Here is a 20,369-nt window from a genome sequence, read left to right on the forward strand (position 1 = left end):
AAAAACAGAAAATGATTGATTTTTCAGCTTCGCTTTACGGCGGAGCTTAGCATTGCTATTCCTATTTCGACGATTTATCTCGCAAAGTTTTCAACAAAAGCTTCGTATTTAGATCACTTTTCAACATGAACGGGGGTGTTGCAAAATTTTCATTTTGCAACACCCCCTTAATACTCAAAATTTTTCAGGGATATCATTTTTAAATTCTATTTGGTAGGCTTCCGATAAGATTCTGATGTTATCTCTAAAACTCTTACGAAATTTCTTCATTGCTTTTGAGAAGTTTATGTCTTCCCAATCCCCATTGCCATTTTTATAAATTATTCCTGGGCGGGTTACACATCCCATATCGTCTAAAAAAGAATTACAGGAATCAATCATTGTACGAAAACAGGTAATAGTCTCACCGTTAAAGTCGTATTTGGGTAAGAGTTCAGTCAATTTATTTCTAATTTCAATAGCCGATTTTGCGCACCAATTTTCTATTTCCATTTCAGCCGGATTGGTTAAAATCCGCTTTGCTTCAAGAAAATAATATAGCTCTTGAATGCCTTTTTTCGCATTTTCAGTATATTCCCAAGACACTCCACCGACAGGAGTATCAAGGCCTGTAATTCTAATCCTCATATGTTATCCCTGCCTCTAATTGACTGTAAAATTCGTACATTTGAATTATATCAGCCACCAATATAAAAGAAAGGAATTTTACCATGCTTGATAAGAATAACTATCTGAAAAATGCAGAGCTTTCCACGGAACAGAACTGCAACATGATCGACGGCATACCTAACAATACGGCCTTGCCCGTTCCTCCGTCTGTGCCTGTGCCAGAAATCAAGCCGTTGGATAAGGTGAAGGAACCGCCACGTCGCAAGCGGAGCCGGGAACTGGAACGGTGAGCGCACCAAAACGTAAGCGCGGCGTTCCCCTGTATGTGTGGGTCAGCCAAGACGAATACGATACGATCCAACGCCGCATGGAGGACGCGGGGACGCAAAACCTGAGCGCTTACATTCGCAAAATGGCGCTGAACGGGTACGTCCTGAATGTTGATCTTGCGCCCGTTCGGGAGCTTGTTTCCCTGCAACGCCGGTGCTCCAATAATCTGAATCAGGTGGCAATTCACGCGAACACTTACGGCGTGTATCCGTCGGAAATTGCGGCTTTACAAAAAGATTACGCGGAGCTGTGGGGCCGGGTATCCGATGTGCTCAAACAGCTTGCGGCGGTCATGGCATTGTAAAGGCATAAAGAGATAGCGGATACCACGCTCTCTTTTACACAGCATATTTTTACTGTTCAAGGTTGAACACTACCATCGCGTACAAAAACTCATTGATAACCAATTTAACATTTATGTGTTGACTGTCAAGCCAACACACATACCGGTAATGGTTATCCTGAACATCTGTCCAGTCCATCACCGCTTGTTGGGTCACAAACATGTCATCACTTTCGACCGCTGATAGCGCAGGCCCGAATACATATATCTTGTTGAAAACTCTCGAGCCGATGATAGGAAGTACACAGTCATTTATAGGAATAAAGTCATCGGACGCGTCAATTTCCTCCTGTGTCATGTTTGGACGAAACGTATATGATACATACTCCGGCATCCCTGACCTGTCATCCTCATGATACGCTTCGGTAAGTTCATAGGCTGCGTGACATATTGATAGCTTAATGAGTATTTCCCCTATTCTCTCGTCATAAACTATCTTGTTGCTTTCAACACATTCGGCAAATTTTTGTTTCGCCTCACGAACCTCTTTGCGTTTTTCTGAAACGCTTATTGTGGTATAATAGCAATAATTTTGGTAGTATTCTATAAACGCTTTAGTGTAGAGTTCATCCTTTGAAAAACCATTATTGCATTTTTGGCAGGCTGGCACAACAGGCAAATCGTCAGGATATGGCTTTGATAAAAATACTTTAGATGGACAGTGTTCCCGTGTATCGGCTACATCACCGCAATACACACAATACATATCGGAGCCTCGTTCAAATACAACCCTTGAACGGTATCCATCTGGCCCCCAAAACTTGTTAAAATTAAAGTCGGCATTATCTTGATCTGCATCATGGTCGCACACTTTGCTGCCTCCTTGTAGTTTTCATGGTAGTTCAACATCAAATATCTTTATAACAAAAAGGCTGTACCTAACAATTGAAGGATAGCACCATAAAACCAACCATGTTTAGAGAGGTGAGTTGTTAACCGTTCAATGAAACCGGGCTTACTAATAAGCTGCTTCTTATCAATACTTTCTCTAACGATTGCTTTTGTTTCTTCCAGTATAGCGTACAGTTCTGCCTTATCGTCATCACCTTTTTCCTCAATCAATTTTTCAATCTCGTGAACAGAATTATCTATGGAAATTGTTGATGCTGACATGTTGCCAAAATTTATAATTGCACCGGGGGCATATATACTGCCAATTTGCGGTATGTACGCTTGCTTCTGTTGTTCAACTTTGCTCTTGTCCACAAATCGCAACTCCTTCCAATATCCAAACGCTATATCCTTTACTTGCGTCTCATCAACTAATTGACTGCCCTGCTCAAAAAAGAAAGCAACTACAGCATCTTTTTGGCGCTTATAGTCATCAAAAGACCCATGCAAAAAAATTTGGACATAGTAATCATTTTCATCAACTTGATTATAGGAAATCCACTCATTTCCACCGGTAACACGCCATGGCATACTTCTGGCACCAATAGATTTAAGCATTTTCTGCCATTGTTGATTGAATTCAGAAGTCATAGACTATCACTCCAAACATTTTATTTTTATCATAGCATGAACTCAATCAATAATAAACAAGAACTCACTTCGGGCCAAGTTGGCCCGAAGTGCCGGGACAAGATTCGCAAAGTCTCGACAACATTGTTGTCCCCCTTTTTGGATGGTAAAATATAGGTAGAACCAAACAATGAAAGGGGTTGCTTTTATGAGGATCATACTTAAAATCATTGCCGCGCCATTCGCGGTCTTTCTGACAATCGCTGTAGCGATGTTCATTTTCCTGTTTGTCCTGTCTGAAAAAATCCTGAGCCTTGTATCCGGCCTTATGGCCCTTTTCGGAATTGCCGTCATGATATTTCAGCGGGAGTGGGTTGGGGGCGGCGTGTTCCTTTTTCTTGCTTTTCTTGCTTCCCCTGTGGGGATACCGGCCATTGCGGAATGGCTGATTAGCAAGCTGTACGGGCTGAACCATGCTCTGCGGGATTTCATCTTGAGTTGACAATACAATTAACGTGAGAAACGGCGGCTTGCTTAGCCGCCGTTTCTCATAAAAGAAGGGGGTTACGCATGGCAACCACGCGCCTGATCACACACCATATCAGCAAGGGAGAAACCATTGCGCAATCCCTCGCTGACCGTTTCGACTACGGGCAAAACCCGGATAAAACAGAGCATGGCGAATGGCTCTCCGCTTACCAGTGTGAACCGGAAACCGCCGACGCGGAGTTTCTGCTTTCAAAAGCGCAGTACAAATCTATCACGGGCCGGGAGCAGAAAAAGGATGCGGATATTTTATGCTATCAAATCCGGCAGGCGTTCCTCCCCGGTGAAATCACGCCGGAGGATGCCAACCGGGTAGGCTATGAAACGGCCATGCTTGACGAAGGGCAAACACGCCTTTTTTGTCGCCACGCACATTGACCGTAAGCATATCCACAATCACGTTTATTTTAATTCCACGTCTCTTGACTGTACAAGAAAATTCCGCAATTTCTGGAACTCGTCTTTTGCCCTGCGGCGGCTTTCAGACCGAGTTTGCCTCGAAAACGGCCTGTCCTATATCGAGCATCCGAAGCTCCGCAGTAAAGGTCAATACAAGCATTATGGTGAGTGGCTTGGCGACGGAAAACCGTTGTCCTGGCAGGAAAAACTAAAGACGCAGATCGACGCTGGCCTTGCCGAAAAGCCGCCGGACATGGCCGCTTTCTTACAGGCTATGGCCGCTGCCGGCTACGAAGTAAAACAGGGACGCGGCGGCGCTATCAGCTTCCGGGCCGAGGAGCAGGAACGGTTTACCCGGCTCCGGGCCTCCACGCTTGGCGAAGGTTACGGGCAGGAGGATATACAGGCTATCATTGAGGGCCGCGCCGTCTTGCCGGAGAGCCGGAGCAAACCAACGCGTAAGGTCAACCTGATAATAGATATTCAACCCGCATGAGGGTCGGAAAAGGCCCGGCCTATGAGCGTTGGGCCAAGGTGTTCAACCTGAAACAAATGGCGGCTACGCTTCAATATTTGCAGGAAAACGATCTGCTGGAATATGAGCAGCTTGCGGAAAGGACGGCGCAGGCCGCAGACCGTTTCCACACCCTTTCCGACAGCATAAAATCCACCGAGGCCGCTATGAAAGTCAATACAGAGCTAAAGGCAGCGGTGGTGGATTACGCTAAAACCCGGTCTGTGTTCGATGGGTACAAGGCCGCAAAGTACAGCAAGAAATACCTTGCGGAGCATGAGGCTGATATTACATTGTACCGGGCGGCGCAGGACACTTTCCGGCGCTTGTTATCCGGGGCGAAGCTCCCGAAGATGGACGCGCTGAAAACCGAATATCAAAAGCTGACGGCAAAGAAAAAAGCCACCTACGGTGAATACCGGGCGGTTAGAAAAGACATGCAGGAGCTTATCACGGCGAAAGCAAATATTGACCATTTGCTCGGTCTGACGGACGCACAAAAAAATAAGGAAATGGAGAGGTAGCGACATGACGCAACAAAAGCGCGGAGCGCCCACTTCGGGCCAAGTTGGCCCGAAGTGGCAAGGGTTTGGGGCTGGCCCCAACAAGCATTATTTTTTGCGTTTTGGCCGGAGGGCAAAATGCAAAAATCTGCGAATGTATTGACATTCGCATTGCTTGCCGGTTAGCATTCATGGGAAACTTGCTGATAAACGCAAGAAAACGGCGGGTTTCCCCCTGCTATAATTGCCTACTCACTTTTGTACATTTCTGTGATGTCAAGAAAAATTTTGCTCTTATCATTGCAATATAAAAAAGAACGTGATAAAATATAGTTAACCCACTCATATATTAACAGTGTCATATAAAAATAGCGAGGTAAAAGTATGTCTGATAAATATATTCAGGTATCAGGTGCAAGGGAACGAAATCTAAAAAACATAAACGTTCTGATACCCAAAAAAGAAATTACGGTTTTTACAGGTGTTTCCGGTTCAGGAAAATCATCTTTGGTATTTGATACAATAGCGGCAGAATCGCAAAGACAATTAAATGAAACCTACACCAGCTTTATCCGTCACCGTATGCCACATTACGGAAAGCCCGATGTGGACAGTATCGAAAATTTGTCCGTAGCCTTTATTATCAATCAAAAACGATTAGGGGGCAATGCCCGATCAACGGTTGGGACAATTACAGATATTTATTCTGTATTACGTTTATTGTTTTCCCGAATTGGGGAACCATTTGTAGGTTATTCCGATGTATTTTCATTCAACAACCCAGCTGGAATGTGCGAACATTGCGAGGGCTTAGGAAAAATTGAAACCATTGATATTGAAAGACTGTTAGATAAAAATAAATCCTTAAATGAGGGAGCTATCCAATTTCCAACTTTTGAACCTGGCGGTTGGCGATTAACCCGCTATATTCATTCAAGCTTTTTTGATAACAATAAAAAATTGAAAGACTACTCTGCCGAGGAATTGGAGCTGTTACTTTACGCTGATGGAATTAAGGTTAAAAATCCAACACCCGAATGGCATAAAACCTCCTTGTATGAGGGACTAATTCCACGCATTGAGCGGAGTTTTTTAAAAAAAGAAGATGGTGAAAAAGTCAGATATGGAAATGAAATCGAACGATTTGTTGTAAAACAGGACTGTCCTCACTGTCACGGAACACGTTTAAATGATAAAGTGTTGTCTTGTAAAGTAAACGGTAAAAATATCGCGGAATGTTCAGATATGCAAATTAATGAGCTTTTGGACTTTGTTCAATCCGTTCATGCTCCTATAGCCGCTACAATTGTTTCGGAACTTGTTAATCGGATTCAGCACATGGTATCTATTGGGCTAGGCTATTTAAACTTAAGCAGAGAAACATCTACACTTTCAGGCGGGGAGTCTCAAAGAATTAAAATGGTTAGCCAACTTGGCAGCAGCTTGACTGACCTTACTTACATTTTTGACGAACCGAGTATAGGGCTTCACCCTCATGACATAAGCAAGATTAACGAACTTATGAGGTTGTTGCGTGACAAGGGGAACACTGTTCTGATTGTAGAGCATGACCCGGACATGATAAAAATTGCAGACCATATTATCGACATGGGGCCGGGTGCGGGAACCGATGGGGGTAAAGTTGTATATCAAGGGAATTTACAAGGTTTGAAAGCAGCGGGTACACTCACAGGAAAGTATTTATCGTACAGCCCGAAAATAAAACCAGATACGCGCGCCCCGAAAGGTTGGCTTTCTATTCAAAATGCAACCATGCATAATTTGAAAAATCTTTCGGTTAATATACCCAAAGGAGTAATGACTGTTGTAACCGGGGTTGCCGGTTCAGGAAAAAGTACGCTAATTAATGGAGTATTGCCACGGCTGTATCCTGAAACTGTTTTTATTGACCAGAAAGGAATTCAAGCGTCAAAGCGTTCCAACATTGCTACCTTTACAGGTATCTTTGACATTATCAGAAAATTATTTGCAAAAAGGAACGGTGTAAGCGCATCCCTATTCAGTTTCAATTCACAAGGTGCTTGCCCTGCCTGCAAAGGTCTAGGAGTTACTTATACAGATTTGGCGTTTATGGATACAATTGTTACGGTCTGTGAGGAATGTCACGGAAACCGTTATACGGACGAAGTGCTTGCCTATCAGCTAAGAGGAAAAAGTATTGCCGATGTTCTTAAAATGACGGTTACAGAAGCTTTAGAATTTTTTCAGGAAAAAGAAATCGTAGCGGTACTAAAACGGCTTTCAGACGTTGGTATCACTTATGTTTCTTTGGGACAACCATTAAGCACGCTTTCGGGTGGAGAATTACAGCGAATTAAACTTGCTTCCGAACTTGAAAATAGGGGTCAGATTTATGTTTTGGACGAACCGTCAACAGGTTTGCATATGGCTGATATAAAACAGTTGATTAATGTAATGAATCGCCTTGTAGAACAAAATTCCACACTTATTGTTATAGAACATAATTTGGATATTATCTGTCAAGCAGATTGGATTATCGACATAGGCCCCTATGCAGGACAGAATGGTGGTAAAATTATGTTTACAGGATTACCTAAAGATTTAATCAACTGTCCAGATTCTTTAACTGGAAAGCACCTGAAAAAATACATTGATAAAAAATAGGAGGTTGGCTTAATGGCTATAAAAGAATTAGAGGAAAGTTATGTTCCTTTTCAATGCATGATTGTATCAGATTCAAATCGGTTCAATGTTGAGGGCGTTTCAACGGCACAATACTATATACTCGACACATTGAATAAGCATGGGGCAAAAACCACAAAAGAACTTGCTGAAATGAGAGGTATTTCGCAATCTGGTATTTCAAAAGTAACAAAGCGTTTGCTGGAAAAAAAGTATATTATTCAAGAAAGGCAGATGAATGACCGCCGCTCTTATAATATTGTGCTTACCAAAGAGGGGAAAGCGTTTTTGAATCGTGTTGAAGATTTTGGAAATGAAATTATGAATCTAATTGAAGAAGCATTGACAGAAGAAGAAGTCCACGCTTTTTCGATGATGTGCAAAAGGATTACGAGTTTATACGCAGAAAAGCAATAGACATACTTAGTAGAATACAAGAAAGTATCTGCCCTACGGTAAATAAAAAAAACCGTAGTTAGGCGGGGCGTAATAAGGAAGTTCCTTCCTTATGTTCCAGATAGCGCAGAAACCATGCGGTTTCCGCGCTATTCTTCTGTTTCGGGCGCTTCCGGAAGCATCCCGACGAAATTGTAGTAAATATCAACCTGCTGTGTGGCTTTCGGGCTGCGGTAGACGCTTCGCTCGTGGACTTCAATCCGCTGGATGAATTCCCGGAGTAATTCGGGAGTCAGTTCCCGAATATCCGTATACTTGTGGACAATGGCAAGGAAACGATCCACATGAACGGCTTTCTCCCCGCTCTCCTGAATCTCCCGCTCCAACTGCTCCGTTTTGGCAGTCAGTTCTTTTTGCTCCTGCTCGTAGCCCTGTGAGAGTGATTCAAACCTTTGGTCAGTCAGTATGCCATTGATCCTATCCTCGTATAGTTTCCGGAAAATCCGATCCAGTTCCTCAATTCTGCGCTTTGCTTTTTCCAGTTCTCTGCGCTTGGAATTCAGTTCCCGTCTGGATTCGGCGGCGCTTTTGTCCATCAGCATTTGAACGAATTCCTGCTCGTGCGACTTGGCGAACCGCGTTACCCTGCGGATGTCGTCCAGCACAAGCTGTTCCAAAACGGCGGCACGGATGAAATGCGTAGTACAGGCTTCCTTCCCCTTTTTGCGGCTGGTTCCGCAAATATAGTTGATTTGTTCGCTCGTCATCGTGGTGGCACGGATGCAGTAATGACGGCTTCCGCAGTCGGCGCAGAATACCAATCCCGAGAATTTGTCCATGGTTCCCATGCGCGTCGGCCTGCGTTTCCCTTCCCGGACCCGTTGAACGATCTCCCATGTGTCAAGGTCGATAATCGCTTCCTGCGTACCTTTGAATACAAGGTGCTGTTCCTTCGGGACATTGAGTTTCCGCTTGTCCTTGTAGGATTTCCGACGCGATTTACAGTTGACCGTGTATCCCAGATAGGTCGCGTTTTCCAGAATCTTAGCGACGGTATCGCCCCGCCAGTTATACGGCGCGTCAAGATTAGTAAGGGGAAAACGCATCCCCGAACGATGGAATTCATACACATTGGGAGTCATTATCTGTTCCCGCTTTAGCTGATTGGCAATCTGCGTAGGGCCAATCCCCGACGCGCAAAGGTCGAAGATCCGCTTGACAACCGGCGCGGTCACTTCATCGGGAACGAATTGCTTGGGATTGTCCGAATCCTTGCGGTAGCCGTAGGGGGCTCTCGTCGCAAGACGTTCCCCGCGTTCCGCCTTCGCCTTGTTGACCGCGCGGATTTTCTTGCTGGTGTCTCTGGCGTGCCACTCGTTAAATAAATTTTTTAGAGGCATGAACTCGTTGTTTTCCTTGTCGGTGTCCACGTCGTCATTGATGGCAATGTACCGCACGTCATACCGTGGAAAGATGATTTCCACATATTCTCCCGTTCTCAGATAGTCGCGTCCGAGGCGGGACAGGTCTTTGGTAATCACTGTGCGGACGTTTCCTTTTTCGATCTCAGCAAGCATTTCCTTGAAACCAGGACGGTCGAACGTCGTGCCGCTCACTCCATCGTCAACGAAAAATCGAGAGTTGGTAAATCCATGGTCGTCCGCATATTTTTTGAGCATCTTCTTCTGGTTTTGGATGCTGTTGCTTTCCCCCTGAAGCTCATCGTCGCGGCTGAGGCGGCAGTACAGCGCATCCAACTGATTTGACTGAATGGCCATTTTTCCCTCCGTTTCTCTGTCAGTCAAACCGGATAAGAGCCTATTATCTATAAGGACAGTATACTCCCATCCGGCTCATCAATCTACTGACCATTCGCCGATTTTTCCGCTTCTTTTTCAATCAGGCGCGAAATTCTGTCCAACACGTTGCCGCCGTCCGTTTTGAAAAAAGAAGATATCCGGTAGGTCGTGCCGCCAATCCTCATTTCCCGGAACGGCTTTCGGGGCGGAGAAGGCGGCACATTCCACCCGCCGCTGCGGTCGGTCAGGGCAAATTTCAAGCGTCCGAAAAGCCATTTCCAGTCAAACTTTTGATGATTGAACTTCACAAAACTCCCCCTTTACATGCTCAGTCCCTGTTCCTCGTCTTCGGAAAGAACCTGTTTTTTCTTCCGTTTGTGCCGTTTTTTATGAATAGGTTTCGGCTTTTTTCGCTCCTGCTGCGGGTCATACGGATTCACCAGATCTTCAACAGCTTTAGCAAGAGCAAGAACATCGCCAAGAGGAACGCCCCGATTCCCGCCCATTTCGTCTTGATTTTGAGCGGGGACATATCCCGGTGCACCAGCTTTGTCTCCCATTGGTACAGAGTATTCCGCATCGTCTGGTCCGTCGTATTCCTCGTCTTCTCCATCCCCGTATTCACCGATTCCGTAATCGTCCGGCTCTCCTGCCGGACCGTATCCTTCAAATTCTCGGTCTGCTGATAGTAAACGTTCTGGTAATAGTTCTCCATCATTTTGTTCACGTCGTCCACACTCGGCAGAACCGCGACGTAGGCCGACAGATCCTGAAGTCGCTGTACGGTCGTCTGCTGGCCCTTCAGCATGGTGTTCCACTGGTCGGTCGGAATCGCGCTGACCTGCGGCAGATACGGCACCGTGACCGTCTGCTTTGGCGGTTCGGGCAAGGCGCTCTCCGGTTGATTGAGCTGCTTGAGTTTCTCGAAGTCCGGCATTGAAATATTCCTCCATTTCCGATTTGAGATATTTCTGTTCATGGAGCCGGTTGTCCCTGCACCGCTGACCCTCGGGGGTCGTGTAGGTGATGTATTTGTAATGCGGCTCCCATTTCACCTTGTAGCCCATCCGTTCCATACAAGCGATGAAATCGGCTCTGGTGCGGCTTTGCTTCATGGCCTGATCGATTGCCGCCATCAGCCGAAATTTGAAGCTGCTGCCCCGCGCCGCCGCCCGGTATTCGCCCGCAAGCATCGGCCTGTGTTCCGGTTTCCGATACGGCTTTAACACTTCCAGCCCATGCGCCTGACAGATTTGGTCGGAGAGGGTACGGAACTGCTCCAGATTCTTTTCGTTGAACTGCAATTTCAGGCCGGTTTCACAGCTTACCGAATTCACCACCAGATGGTTGTGCCAGTGGTCGCGGTCGATGTGCGTGGCGATCTGGACCTCGTAGCCGTCAAAATATTTCGCAAGCTCCACACCCATCTGATGGATTTCCTGCGGTGTGACTGGTGTTCCCGGTTTGAAGGACTGCACGTACTGATAGAAATACACGCCTTTTTCTTTCTGATACCGGCGCTTGGTTGCCATGAACTCCTGAAAGGCGGTCGCTCCGCAGCAGTTCTGCCCTGAAACCAGCTTGATTGTGTTTCTCTGCTCGTCCTCGAACATGGTTTTTTTGTCCTGCGACACATACCGCATGACTTTGGACATGGCTGTTTTGCTCTGTGTTTTCTCCTTGACCGCGTAAACAATCGCCATTGATCAGCCCCGGTCCATCAGGTCGTACAGGGAATCGAAAACCGCACCGAAGCCCTGCTGCACTTTGTTCAGGTCGGGACATCGGATTTTCCCCATGTTGCACAGGGTCGTGATCTGGTTCAAATTGCGCCCGATGGCTTTCAGCTCGGCGGTAGCCTTGTCCAACCCGTCTACCACTACGATGGATTTCCCTAACGCCGACGAGGTGAGGAACCCCGTCATGCTCATGTCCGCCTGTTCCGCCTTGCGGCGGATGCGTTCGTAATCTGGCAGGCTCATCCGCATAGCAAACATTTTTTCCTTGCGCATTCGCTTTCCTTTCTCCCCTTTAGGGGTTAGGGGAACGTCCTTCGGGGGTCCGGGGGTTGGCGGCCCCGGCCAGCATGTTTGGATTGCGGGGCAGCGCCCCGTCAATACAAACAATATGCTGGCCTACCCCTTCGGGGGTAGTATCGCGCGGCTCCCGGTTTTCGCAACGCCTTTTCGTTTTCCGCACGGGAAAGGCCTGCGTTTCCCCAGCTCCGCTGCTATACTGGTGATAAAGTGAATTCCTTTTCTTCCGGACCGCAAAGCCATTGCCGTGGTTTTGCGGCCTTTTTCTGCGTATATCCGGTTATCGTTCCTGCGCCTGACGCCCCGCTCCGCGGAAGCCGCCGCGTATTGCCCGGCCTTGCAGGTATCAATCCTTTCGGACTGGCTCGCTCGCCCTCGCGGGGTCTTAGCGTAACTGTTTGCAAGGCTTTTGTATCTCTTCCCGGATATGCTATTCAATTTTCAGAAGCCTCCTTCCTTGGCTGCTAATAGACTATTACAATAAATATATTCTGTAGTCTACAATAGTATCTTAATCCCGTCTTGCATTCTTGTCAATACCTATGTATAATATATTTACAATAAGTCCATAATCTATATTGAGGTGACAGGAATGGCATATAGCTTTAAGGTTTACATATCCGGGGAAAAGGAATATTTTGAATATGAGAACGGACAGAAAGCAATGAAAAAGGGCTTTGCGTTTTCGCAAAGCCTGATGGATTTGTTGTATCTGGATATTACGTCATACGGAAATCTGTTTGAGAAAATGGGAGCCGATCTCCGTCAACTGTATTCGGAAAAGGACGCGCGGCTTGCCGATGAAATCCGCAAGGGACTGGACGCTGTCGCAAAGAAGCACATTTATTTTGAACTTGTCCGCCTTGACTGGCTGGACCGTCTTGAACAGGCGGAAGATAAGAAATTTGAAAACGTGATTGATCTGCTGCCCTACAAAAAACTGACGCACATCCCGTCCGAGATCGTTACCATACAGGATCAAGTGAAGCGCCTATGGGAAAACGTTCTGGACGTTCTGTCACCCAAAGAGTCGGTTCAGAAAAAGATGGCGGATTATTATGAAGGGAAAAGCGCGAACAGCCTTGCGATATTCCCTTTTCAGCCGCTGGCCGTGCGCTTTGAACGGGTTGACCGGAAAACCTTTACCGAAGTGCTGTACCCCAAAGATATTTACGAGATTATCGACTACTTTATCCGGGAATGCATCATGCGGGAACTGTCGTTCCGCGTCTGCAAAAACTGCGGGAAGTACTTTCCTCTGACCGGGCACATTAATACGGAATACTGCGACAGGCCGTTTGACAGCGCTGGACGCACCTGCAAGGAAATCGGCGCGCTGCGGGTTTGGGAAAAGAAAAAGGCGGAAAATCCGGCATTCAAGGCGTACAGCAAAGCCTACAAGAAGCGATTTGCATGGATCAAGTACGGAAAAATCACGCAGGAAGCCTTTTACGAATGGTCGGAACAGGCGAGGAAAATGCGGGAACAGTGCGCCAATGGGAAGATTTCGCTGGAGGAATTTAAAGAGTGGCTGGAATAGAACCAACTGACCTTAAATTTCACAAAACAGAATAATTCTGCTAAAATGAACTCATAAGAATTTCTTAAAAAAAACTATGAGGAGTTGATGCAATGATATCGATAATAATGGCCGCAATAGAAGATGACGATGATAAAGCATTTATGCTGAATCTGTATCAGGATTATTACGCACTTGTCCGCAGCACGGTTTATAAAGTGATGCGCTGCGAAAACGATATTGATGATCTGGTAGAAGATACCTTTATCAAGCTGATCGAAAAAATCCCCTTGCTTCGTACATTTGATTGTTGCAAAACCGCCACCTATGTTGTCTATACTGCTAAGAGTGTGGCAATCAACTTCATCAAGCATCGGGATGTTCAGCAAAAGCACACATTTTACGGAGAGGAAGCCGACGTATCAGACGAATTGATGATTCCAGAAGACACTTTGGAAGAATCGTATTTTCACCGCGAAGAGTTGGAATCTTTGTCGGACGCGGTGCTAAAGCTTCCGGACCGGGAAAAAGACATTTTGTATTTCAAATACATACTTGAGAAAACCGACTCCGAGATTGCGGAAGATCTATCAATAAACCCGAGCAGTGTCCGGGAATATCTGACAAGGGCCAGACGAGCTGCGAAAAAGCTGATGGAACAGGGGGAAAACCGAAATGGCTAGTCTTAACACTGATGTTCGGGAAAAACTGTATGAGGAATATGAAGACAGCCTTTTCCGCCTGGTCATGTACAGCGCTGCGGAGAAGGAAGGAAAATTACTGCTGGGAAAAAAAGCTGCGCTGCAGGGCGACTCATCAAACCAGCCATCCGCCGAAGTAATTAAAAGGTTTGAACAGAAGCTGGCAACATACAGAAAGAAAAGCAACGCGCCGAAAAGAAAACGGATTTTTCACAGCATCATCAATAAGGCGGCGATCTTCTTCCTCGTACTGATCCTCACATTTTCCACGGCTATGGTAACCGCACAGGCATTTCGGGTCAAAGTGATGAATTTTCTAATTGATATCCAGTCGGAATATACTTCTTTCCAGATTAAAGACAACGCAGCCGGGTCAAACGGTGAAAAGCTGACGGTCAACTGGACGAACACTTATTTGCCGACATACATCCCGGTGGGATATGAAGTTGATAGTCTTACCTATACGGAACCGCTGAAAGAGATTACCTACAGTAACCCCAAAAATAAAAACGCCTACGTGTATTTTACAGAATATGACTCATCCAATAATTTGCAGGTTGATACAGAAAATGCTGCTGTAGTAAAAACAGTTTCTGTGAACGGAAATAAGGGTACTTTAATCATAAAGAATTCGTTGACAACAATTGTTTGGAAAATGGACCGTAATATTTTCACCATACAATCTACCGAGAATGAGGCTAGAACAATGAAAATTGCACAAAACGTAAAATTTATTCAATAAATGCTGTTGCACAATTGTCTCTTTGTTGTCTTATTAAAACGGTAGAATAAAACGAAGGAGAGAAGTTTGTTATGAAAAGGTTTGTCAGTGTAATCTTGTCGCTCGTATTAGCGGTATCTATGTCTTTGCCGGCCTTTGCCGCGAATCAATCCGCTGTTGGAAACAGCTCAAACCAAATTCACTTGGATTATGTTAATATCTCAGCCCTGAATGCGGGATTATCCATCAATTCGTCAGGTAAAGCGAACTGTACGGGAAGCGCCACACTTTATAACAGATCAAATACAGTAGTATTGTCGGTTCAGCTTCAAAGGTATGCAAATGGAGGATGGTCGAATGTAAAGGGCTGGTCCATATCCGCCCGTGGAAACACACCGGCCAGAATTGTCAACTCATATTATGTGAGCAGCGGTAAATATCGGGTAAGCTGTACCGCCAAAGTTTATAGCGCCTCGGGTGCTTTGCTGGAAACCCAAACCGCATATTCTTCTACAGCAACTTATTGAACAATTCCAATATGGTACGAACATGCCATAAAAAATACGCAGGGGGTATTTTTAATGAAATCCAGAAATTTAGTATTTATTTGTTTATCTGCGCTGTTGGTATTAGTAACGGGCTGCAGTGCACCAAGTGGTGCAGTCAATTCTGATAACAGCTCAACATCTAACGTTCAATCTTCCGAACCTTCATCATCTGCACAAAGCAAAGTCCTTGAATCGAGTTCCAGCCAACCTGCTAGCTCCGAAAATGCAATTCTAGAAAACACATCTTCAAAAACCAAAGATAACAGCAAATGGGTCGCATATACTACCAATAAGGACAGCTATAAGCTTCATATCAAAAAGGAAGACGGAACGGAAGATAAAATCATTGTAGATGACACGGTGCTGGCACCGTGTGTTGCAGGAGAATGGGTGTATTATCTCGCCGATTTGAGCACAATTGAAAGAGTCAGACTGGACGGTTCTGAAAAATCAAAAGTATGCGATACGGATTCGATGGACGCATTAAGTGCAAATTCCAAAATCGTTGCAGAGTATAAAGATGGTTATATTCTTTACACATTAACTCAACTGAAAGAACAGGGCGAAAATTCTTCCAATTTCATTCATTGCTATAAATTAGATCTGAATAAAAACAAGATTACGTTGATCAAGAACTCATGATATGGTTGGAATTCCAAAGTCAAGCTGAAAAATTATGTGAGGCAGGTACCCACAAGAACAGAGAAAAGGGGCTTAGGCGATTGCCCAAGCTCCCTTTCTGTTTTTGCCGCTATTTTTCTCAAACAACTTTGCAGACAAAAACGACTGTGGAACTCTTGTTGATATAGATTCCAGTAGACCCGGTATTAATTCCGGTGAAAGCAAAGTAATAGTTATCTCCCGACTGGCTTGCAAGGCTAATTGAAACAATGCCGCCTGTGCCAGCTACGACCGTCGGATACTGCGAACAGGTAATACGTGCTTGATACTTATTGCCTTTTTTGATGGTTACTGTGGAATGAGTATCACAAGTAAAAGAAACGTTATCCGCTGAGTAATAGGAATAGAATTTGACCGTGGAAAGAACTGAGGATTTCCAAGCATATGTGATACGCGTATCATTGAAACACTTATACCCGGCCATAGACATATAGAGATCAGAAACGCTACTCGCGGTATTACCGTGAGGATAGATAACGACTATATGGTCACTGGTAATACCGATTGTTCCATAACCCGCATTAGCGCGGCTTTGCGCTACATTAGCTGATACTGGCTTCCAGTTTGGGTATTTATTTGCCTGAAGGGCCCTCAGCATCGTGCTGCACGTGCCAGAAGGGAGTGGTTCTTTCATCGCCCGCATGACATCCTGTGCGAAAATATTGCAATACGTTGCGGATGATGTCGGTTGATACTTCGCATTTGTTTCTACGTGGAATGAATCAATAACAGATTTGTAAGACATAAAAATCTTCCTTTCAAATTTTAATTGTGATTTTTACTTGTCGACCAGTAAAAATCGGTTTTGTGAATTCACATCCTACACTTTATAAAAGAGAAGTTTGTTTTACAAACGTAAACATTGATGAGGAGACTAATATATGAAACATCAAAAATTAGTTGCTTTAATATTTTGTTTAGCTATTCCTTTTTCGGTAGTTGCGTGCAATTCAACGAATTCAGGGAACAGTTCCAGTCCAAGTTCAGATAGCAGTACTCCTTCACTGATGATACAGGAATCGTCTTCTCCTGCGCCAACATCATCAGATCCCAGTTCTCAAGCCGTAGGCAGTGCTCCAACAGATGTTTCGAGCACATCGTCTGAAAATCCGAGCTCAAAGGCTGAAAGCACTCCTTCAACCCAACAGGAGGATGTATTAAAACAAATCAGCGGTGCCTTGAATACGAAGGTTCCTCTAATGCTGCCGACAAACATTCCAGTGGAAAAGAACCGATATTTAACGGCGACCACGGTTTCTCAAACGTTGAATTACAAAGTCAACTTTTATGAAACAACCAAAACCGCGAAAATCAATTCGCCGTCGGTTTCTAAAGGAACGCTTATCGCGACACTGGAAGGAATCAAGTACAAAGGCACTGCCAGCGCCAAAGCAAGCATTTCGGATTATGTACAGATCAACGCCGCCGACTATGATGAATTTGTGGATTTGGGCCATCGTATCAAGGCTGCTGAACAGGCAGGGTTAGGTCATCAACAGTTACTTTGGAATGAAGGACGCTGGTATATTTACCTTGACTTTCCCAGTGATTCAACCTTTCAAACCAAAGATTATCCGGACAGTAGACAATTGGCTAAAGATATCGTCACGTATCTGGATAAAAACATGTTGCCCGCTCCGCAGAAAATCGGCGTAATTAAAATTTCCAATTGGAATACATCCGAAGATACAACCGTCCAATGGCAGGACAATCAAACTGTGTATCAAATCAGCGGTCGGGACCCCATGACGGCCTTAAAAATCGCAGTGGCTATGAAAGCCAAATGAAAGGTGTGAACGGCGTAGAAGGAAAAAACGCATACATTCTCTGCCCTGTTATTGCATGAAAAAACAAAGTCTGGGCAAATTTGATGTCCAGACTTTGTTGAGTTCAGCGATATATTAGACAACTTTGCAAACGAAAACCGCTGAACTGCTGTTATTGATGTAGATTCCGGTAGAGCCCGCTTGCGTTCCAGTAAAAGCAAAATAATAGTCATTTCCAGACTGGCTTGCCATGCTAATCGAGACAATGCCACCTGTACCGGCAATTACTTTAGGATATTGCGAGCAGGTGATTCGCGCAGTGTATTTCTTTCCACGCTGAATGGTGACCGTCGAATGAGTGTCACAAGTAAAAGAAGCGTTGCCTGGAACCAGCGCGTATGGAGTATTCCCGTGTCCATCGGTCTGTACAGTATCTGGATCGTACTCCAACGTAACTGTTTTTCCGTTTTCCGTCCATGATATTTCCTTCGTTGCAGACTGTACCATCTGATAACCCGTGTTTTCCACCGATGGAACATTACTCATGGATTTCCAATAATACTTAAATGTAAGATTCAGATATAACTGATGCCCTGTTAGACCACAGTTTGCTCCCACATAAAGCCCCGCTTTATAACCCGCGTTTGTAACAGCTTTTTCCCAGTTGTTGCAGTAGTCAATGATACTTTGCGCGTTGGCGGAGGTGCTGACTCCTTCCAGATCACACCACACCGATGACCCTGTGAGGAGCCCGACACTCTTGCAGTTTGTGACGCAGGCGGCGCCGTCGCTTGAACCGAGAGAAGCGGAAGGAGACCAACCCGAATTTCTCACATGCTGAACCACCATCAACGCCAATCCGGCGTTTAAAATGTTGATTGCCTCGCTGTTCGTGAGATCGCCACTGGGTTCCGGTGTGGATCGAGAGACATATCGTATTGCAAATGCGCATCCCGCGTTTTTAAGTTTTGCTGCAGATGTTGCGGTTAGCTTTGTAGCCGTATCTGCCCCTCTCGCTCCGGATGAAAGTTTACTCACTGTTCCTGATAATGTAGCCATAATAAAATCCTCTTTATAAATTTTTGACTTGCAAGTCTATTTATTAAGGAGAGGCTGGCAAAGAAAAAGTAAACCCTTAAAATGAAGGTTTACTTTTTTTCATCATTTTTTTTACTGAGCTGCTGTAAAACATCTTTTAGCTTATCGGGGATCGGGATGCCCATCTCACTTGCATTTTCTATGATGCTGATTCCTTCATTGGATAAGTAAAACATGATCAGCATTGTACGAAGAGAACTGCCTGAGCCGATAACATATTGGTCGATCACATGTCCCAGTGTGACAAGTACAAAAATCATGACTTTTTTGCATATGCCGTGAAATCCGATTTCACTGGAGACTTTCTTTTCTCGGATGGCCAACAAAACCCCCGTGACATAATCAAGTGCAACAAATGCGATCAGCGCGTAAATCAGAGAATCAAAGCCACCAAACAACCATCCCAGAACGCCGCCCATACAGGCGAGAGCAATTTTATAGTCGTCTAAAACCTTTTCCATTGTCATCACCTCCGCTCAAGGCTTGTCCATTAGCTGCATTTTCAACTTCTTGAGCGCACGGTTTTTCATCTGGTTGACAGCTTGTCTGGAAGTGCCAAGTCGTTGTGCAGCTTCACAAGCCGAATGACCATTGATATAGATCATTCGTATTACTGAAGCTTCCGGTTTTGTCAAAATGGATTCGATACCGGGCAATTCTTGTTCAAAATAGCTATCCCTTTGGGACAATAAAGATTCAATATGGTAAATTTGATCATCCTCTAGTTCCGAGGCTAAAACGATATCTTGCAATGACTTTTTTTGCTTGGACTTCTTAATAAAGGCACATTTCATTGCTCTGCCGATATACGACACCAGGCACCCATCGCACTGATTATGTATTTTTTCAAGGTCAATGTCATGAATTAGTTGAACAAAATCGACCAGGAGATCATCGTAAGCGTCATCCTCATGCAGCTGATAAGCATATTTCTTTATCAACGGGTTGAATTTATTGATCAGAGCAATGGTAGCATCAGCGTCACCGCTATGGGATTGAGTAATCAAATCCGCAGTCATTGGATATCCCACCTTTCAACTGATAAAGAGGTGGAATTCCAATATTTGTAAACGCTTCTAATTAATTTTTCATCATTCTTGGTCACCCGCTTAAAAGGCGGAAAACGCAGTCATAAAACCACGCTTTCCGCACATCTCGTTTGGCAAAGTGATAAATTTAGATATCTGTAGTTTTAAATTCAGATATCATTGGATTAATGCTCGTGACGAATCAATATTTTCATTCACATATAAAGACAGCAACAAAGCTAATGTGCAACAGTCGAATAATGTCGATTGTTGTTGATATAACTTTTTCATTGCCTCAGTAAGCAGGAATACGTGAAACTATGGTCTAATTGAGTATAAAAAATTCCCATCATCTGCATTCTGCATGATGATGGGAACGGTAAATCGCCATAAATAATAGGCTTTCCTTTTCGATTTTTGACAGTTGCAAATTGTGTTCTTACACTTCCTTATGACGTTCCACCTTTATGGCAGATGTTTCGTTGTGCTGTAATTGCATAAGTAGAGCCAAGCAGCGGTTTTGAAATAAAATCAAAGCCGCTGCTATTTTTTTCAAAAATGAAATTGCAGGGGGCGTAATAAGTGCGCCCTAGTATAATTACACTAAGGGAATGGAACGGTACGAGAGGACAACCACTCCCCGCGCAACAGGCTCCCATAGACGCAGCCGGTCATAGCGTTTAAGCTGATACCAAACAGGAATATGA

At 44.8% G+C, this 20,369-nt stretch carries 23 protein-coding genes and 1 pseudogene; 12 read left to right on the plus strand and 12 right to left on the minus strand.

The features are described 5' to 3' along the window. Nucleotides 1-174: 174 nt before the first annotated feature. Nucleotides 175-627 (minus strand): DUF6650 family protein, encoded by a 453-nt coding sequence (locus CAFE_RS14130; protein WP_066649696.1) that lies wholly within the window; start codon nt 625-627, stop codon nt 175-177. An 83-nt stretch (nt 628-710) separates the two neighbouring features. Here CAFE_RS14130 and CAFE_RS14135 point away from each other — a divergent pair, with 83 nt between their 5' ends. Both CAFE_RS14135 and CAFE_RS14140 read left to right on the plus strand, forming a co-directional pair. Beyond that, nucleotides 711-899 carry a DUF4316 domain-containing protein gene (locus tag CAFE_RS14135; protein ID WP_066649694.1) on the plus strand — a complete coding sequence of 63 codons (189 nt, stop codon included), beginning with the start codon at nt 711-713 and terminating at the stop codon, nt 897-899. Continuing rightward, nucleotides 896-1,243, plus strand: coding sequence for a plasmid mobilization protein (locus CAFE_RS14140; protein ID WP_330594020.1), 348 nt, complete (start codon nt 896-898; stop codon nt 1,241-1,243). Before CAFE_RS14135 ends, CAFE_RS14140 begins: the two co-directional genes overlap by 4 nt. A 49-nt stretch (nt 1,244-1,292) precedes the next feature. Here CAFE_RS14140 and CAFE_RS14145 read toward each other — a convergent pair whose 3' ends face one another. Both CAFE_RS14145 and CAFE_RS14150 read right to left on the minus strand, forming a co-directional pair. Beyond that, on the minus strand, nt 1,293-2,093 hold the full coding sequence (locus CAFE_RS14145) for a hypothetical protein (RefSeq protein ID WP_156990991.1): 801 nt from the start codon (nt 2,091-2,093) through the stop codon (nt 1,293-1,295). 47 nt (nt 2,094-2,140) lie between these two features. After that, nucleotides 2,141-2,764 (minus strand): hypothetical protein, encoded by a 624-nt coding sequence (locus tag CAFE_RS14150; protein ID WP_066644268.1) that lies wholly within the window; start codon nt 2,762-2,764, stop codon nt 2,141-2,143. Between the two features lie 187 nt (nt 2,765-2,951). On the opposite strand from CAFE_RS14150, the gene CAFE_RS14155 reads away from it, so the two are divergent. From CAFE_RS14155 to CAFE_RS14170, 4 genes and pseudogenes are all read left to right on the plus strand, one after another. Further along, nucleotides 2,952-3,245: a CD1845 family protein gene (locus CAFE_RS14155; protein WP_066644439.1), complete on the plus strand. Its 294-nt coding sequence runs from the start codon at nt 2,952-2,954 to the stop codon at nt 3,243-3,245. Nucleotides 3,246-3,313: 68 nt separating this feature from the next. Next, nucleotides 3,314-4,726: pseudogene (locus tag CAFE_RS14160) on the plus strand (relaxase/mobilization nuclease domain-containing protein). Nucleotides 4,727-5,089: 363 nt separating this feature from the next. Then, nucleotides 5,090-7,351: an ATP-binding cassette domain-containing protein gene (locus CAFE_RS14165; protein ID WP_066644274.1), complete on the plus strand. Its 2,262-nt coding sequence runs from the start codon at nt 5,090-5,092 to the stop codon at nt 7,349-7,351. Between the two features lie 12 nt (nt 7,352-7,363). Further along, entirely contained in the window at nt 7,364-7,786 is a 423-nt protein-coding gene (locus tag CAFE_RS14170) for a MarR family winged helix-turn-helix transcriptional regulator (protein WP_066644276.1), read from the plus strand. Between the two features lie 128 nt (nt 7,787-7,914). Here the strand turns inward: CAFE_RS14170 and CAFE_RS14175 are convergent, their stop codons facing one another. From CAFE_RS14175 to CAFE_RS14195, 5 genes are all read right to left on the minus strand, one after another. Then, entirely contained in the window at nt 7,915-9,543 is a 1,629-nt protein-coding gene (locus tag CAFE_RS14175; RefSeq protein ID WP_066644278.1) for a recombinase family protein, read from the minus strand. An 83-nt stretch (nt 9,544-9,626) separates the two neighbouring features. Next, nucleotides 9,627-9,872: a transposon-encoded TnpW family protein gene (locus CAFE_RS14180; protein ID WP_066644282.1), complete on the minus strand. Its 246-nt coding sequence runs from the start codon at nt 9,870-9,872 to the stop codon at nt 9,627-9,629. Between the two features lie 12 nt (nt 9,873-9,884). Further along, on the minus strand, nt 9,885-11,267 hold the full coding sequence (locus CAFE_RS14185) for a relaxase/mobilization nuclease domain-containing protein (protein WP_156990992.1): 1,383 nt from the start codon (nt 11,265-11,267) through the stop codon (nt 9,885-9,887). Between the two features lie 3 nt (nt 11,268-11,270). After that, complete coding sequence (locus tag CAFE_RS14190) at nt 11,271-11,576, minus strand: plasmid mobilization protein (protein ID WP_156990993.1); 306 nt, start codon at nt 11,574-11,576, stop codon at nt 11,271-11,273. 123 nt (nt 11,577-11,699) lie between these two features. Beyond that, a complete protein-coding gene (locus CAFE_RS14195; RefSeq protein ID WP_066644285.1) occupies nt 11,700-12,038 on the minus strand; it encodes a hypothetical protein in 339 nt (112 codons plus the stop codon). Between the two features lie 154 nt (nt 12,039-12,192). Here CAFE_RS14195 and CAFE_RS14200 point away from each other — a divergent pair, with 154 nt between their 5' ends. The 5 genes from CAFE_RS14200 to CAFE_RS14220 all read left to right on the plus strand — a co-directional run bounded on the left by CAFE_RS14200 (nt 12,193) and on the right by CAFE_RS14220 (nt 15,731). Then, entirely contained in the window at nt 12,193-13,140 is a 948-nt protein-coding gene (locus tag CAFE_RS14200) for a DUF6076 domain-containing protein (protein WP_156990994.1), read from the plus strand. A 92-nt stretch (nt 13,141-13,232) separates the two neighbouring features. Then, entirely contained in the window at nt 13,233-13,802 is a 570-nt protein-coding gene (locus CAFE_RS14205) for an RNA polymerase sigma factor (protein ID WP_156990995.1), read from the plus strand. Beyond that, nucleotides 13,795-14,562 carry a DUF4367 domain-containing protein gene (locus tag CAFE_RS14210; RefSeq protein ID WP_066644295.1) on the plus strand — a complete coding sequence of 256 codons (768 nt, stop codon included), beginning with the start codon at nt 13,795-13,797 and terminating at the stop codon, nt 14,560-14,562. Before CAFE_RS14205 ends, CAFE_RS14210 begins: the two co-directional genes overlap by 8 nt. A gap of 71 nt (nt 14,563-14,633) precedes the next feature. After that, a complete protein-coding gene (locus tag CAFE_RS14215) occupies nt 14,634-15,068 on the plus strand; it encodes a hypothetical protein (protein ID WP_139104036.1) in 435 nt (144 codons plus the stop codon). Between the two features lie 54 nt (nt 15,069-15,122). Continuing rightward, on the plus strand, nt 15,123-15,731 hold the full coding sequence (locus CAFE_RS14220; RefSeq protein WP_156990996.1) for a DUF5050 domain-containing protein: 609 nt from the start codon (nt 15,123-15,125) through the stop codon (nt 15,729-15,731). Nucleotides 15,732-15,849: 118 nt separating this feature from the next. On the opposite strand, the gene CAFE_RS14225 is transcribed toward CAFE_RS14220, so the two are convergent. After that, a complete protein-coding gene (locus CAFE_RS14225) occupies nt 15,850-16,515 on the minus strand; it encodes a hypothetical protein (RefSeq protein ID WP_066644299.1) in 666 nt (221 codons plus the stop codon). 136 nt (nt 16,516-16,651) lie between these two features. Between CAFE_RS14225 and CAFE_RS14230 the strand changes: the two genes are divergently transcribed. Next, nucleotides 16,652-17,557 (plus strand): hypothetical protein, encoded by a 906-nt coding sequence (locus CAFE_RS14230; protein WP_156990997.1) that lies wholly within the window; start codon nt 16,652-16,654, stop codon nt 17,555-17,557. A gap of 114 nt (nt 17,558-17,671) precedes the next feature. Here the strand turns inward: CAFE_RS14230 and CAFE_RS14235 are convergent, their stop codons facing one another. The 3 genes from CAFE_RS14235 to CAFE_RS14245 all read right to left on the minus strand — a co-directional run bounded on the left by CAFE_RS14235 (nt 17,672) and on the right by CAFE_RS14245 (nt 19,653). Continuing rightward, nucleotides 17,672-18,595 carry a DUF1906 domain-containing protein gene (locus tag CAFE_RS14235; RefSeq protein WP_066644337.1) on the minus strand — a complete coding sequence of 308 codons (924 nt, stop codon included), beginning with the start codon at nt 18,593-18,595 and terminating at the stop codon, nt 17,672-17,674. Between the two features lie 89 nt (nt 18,596-18,684). Further along, nucleotides 18,685-19,095 (minus strand): phage holin family protein, encoded by a 411-nt coding sequence (locus tag CAFE_RS14240; protein WP_066644340.1) that lies wholly within the window; start codon nt 19,093-19,095, stop codon nt 18,685-18,687. 15 nt (nt 19,096-19,110) lie between these two features. Continuing rightward, on the minus strand, nt 19,111-19,653 hold the full coding sequence (locus CAFE_RS14245; protein ID WP_066644343.1) for an RNA polymerase sigma factor: 543 nt from the start codon (nt 19,651-19,653) through the stop codon (nt 19,111-19,113). Between the last annotated feature and the right edge of the window lie 716 nt (nt 19,654-20,369).

The sequence above is a fragment of the Caproicibacter fermentans genome, assembly GCF_009746625.1.
Taxonomy (GTDB): domain Bacteria; phylum Bacillota; class Clostridia; order Oscillospirales; family Acutalibacteraceae; genus Caproicibacter; species Caproicibacter fermentans.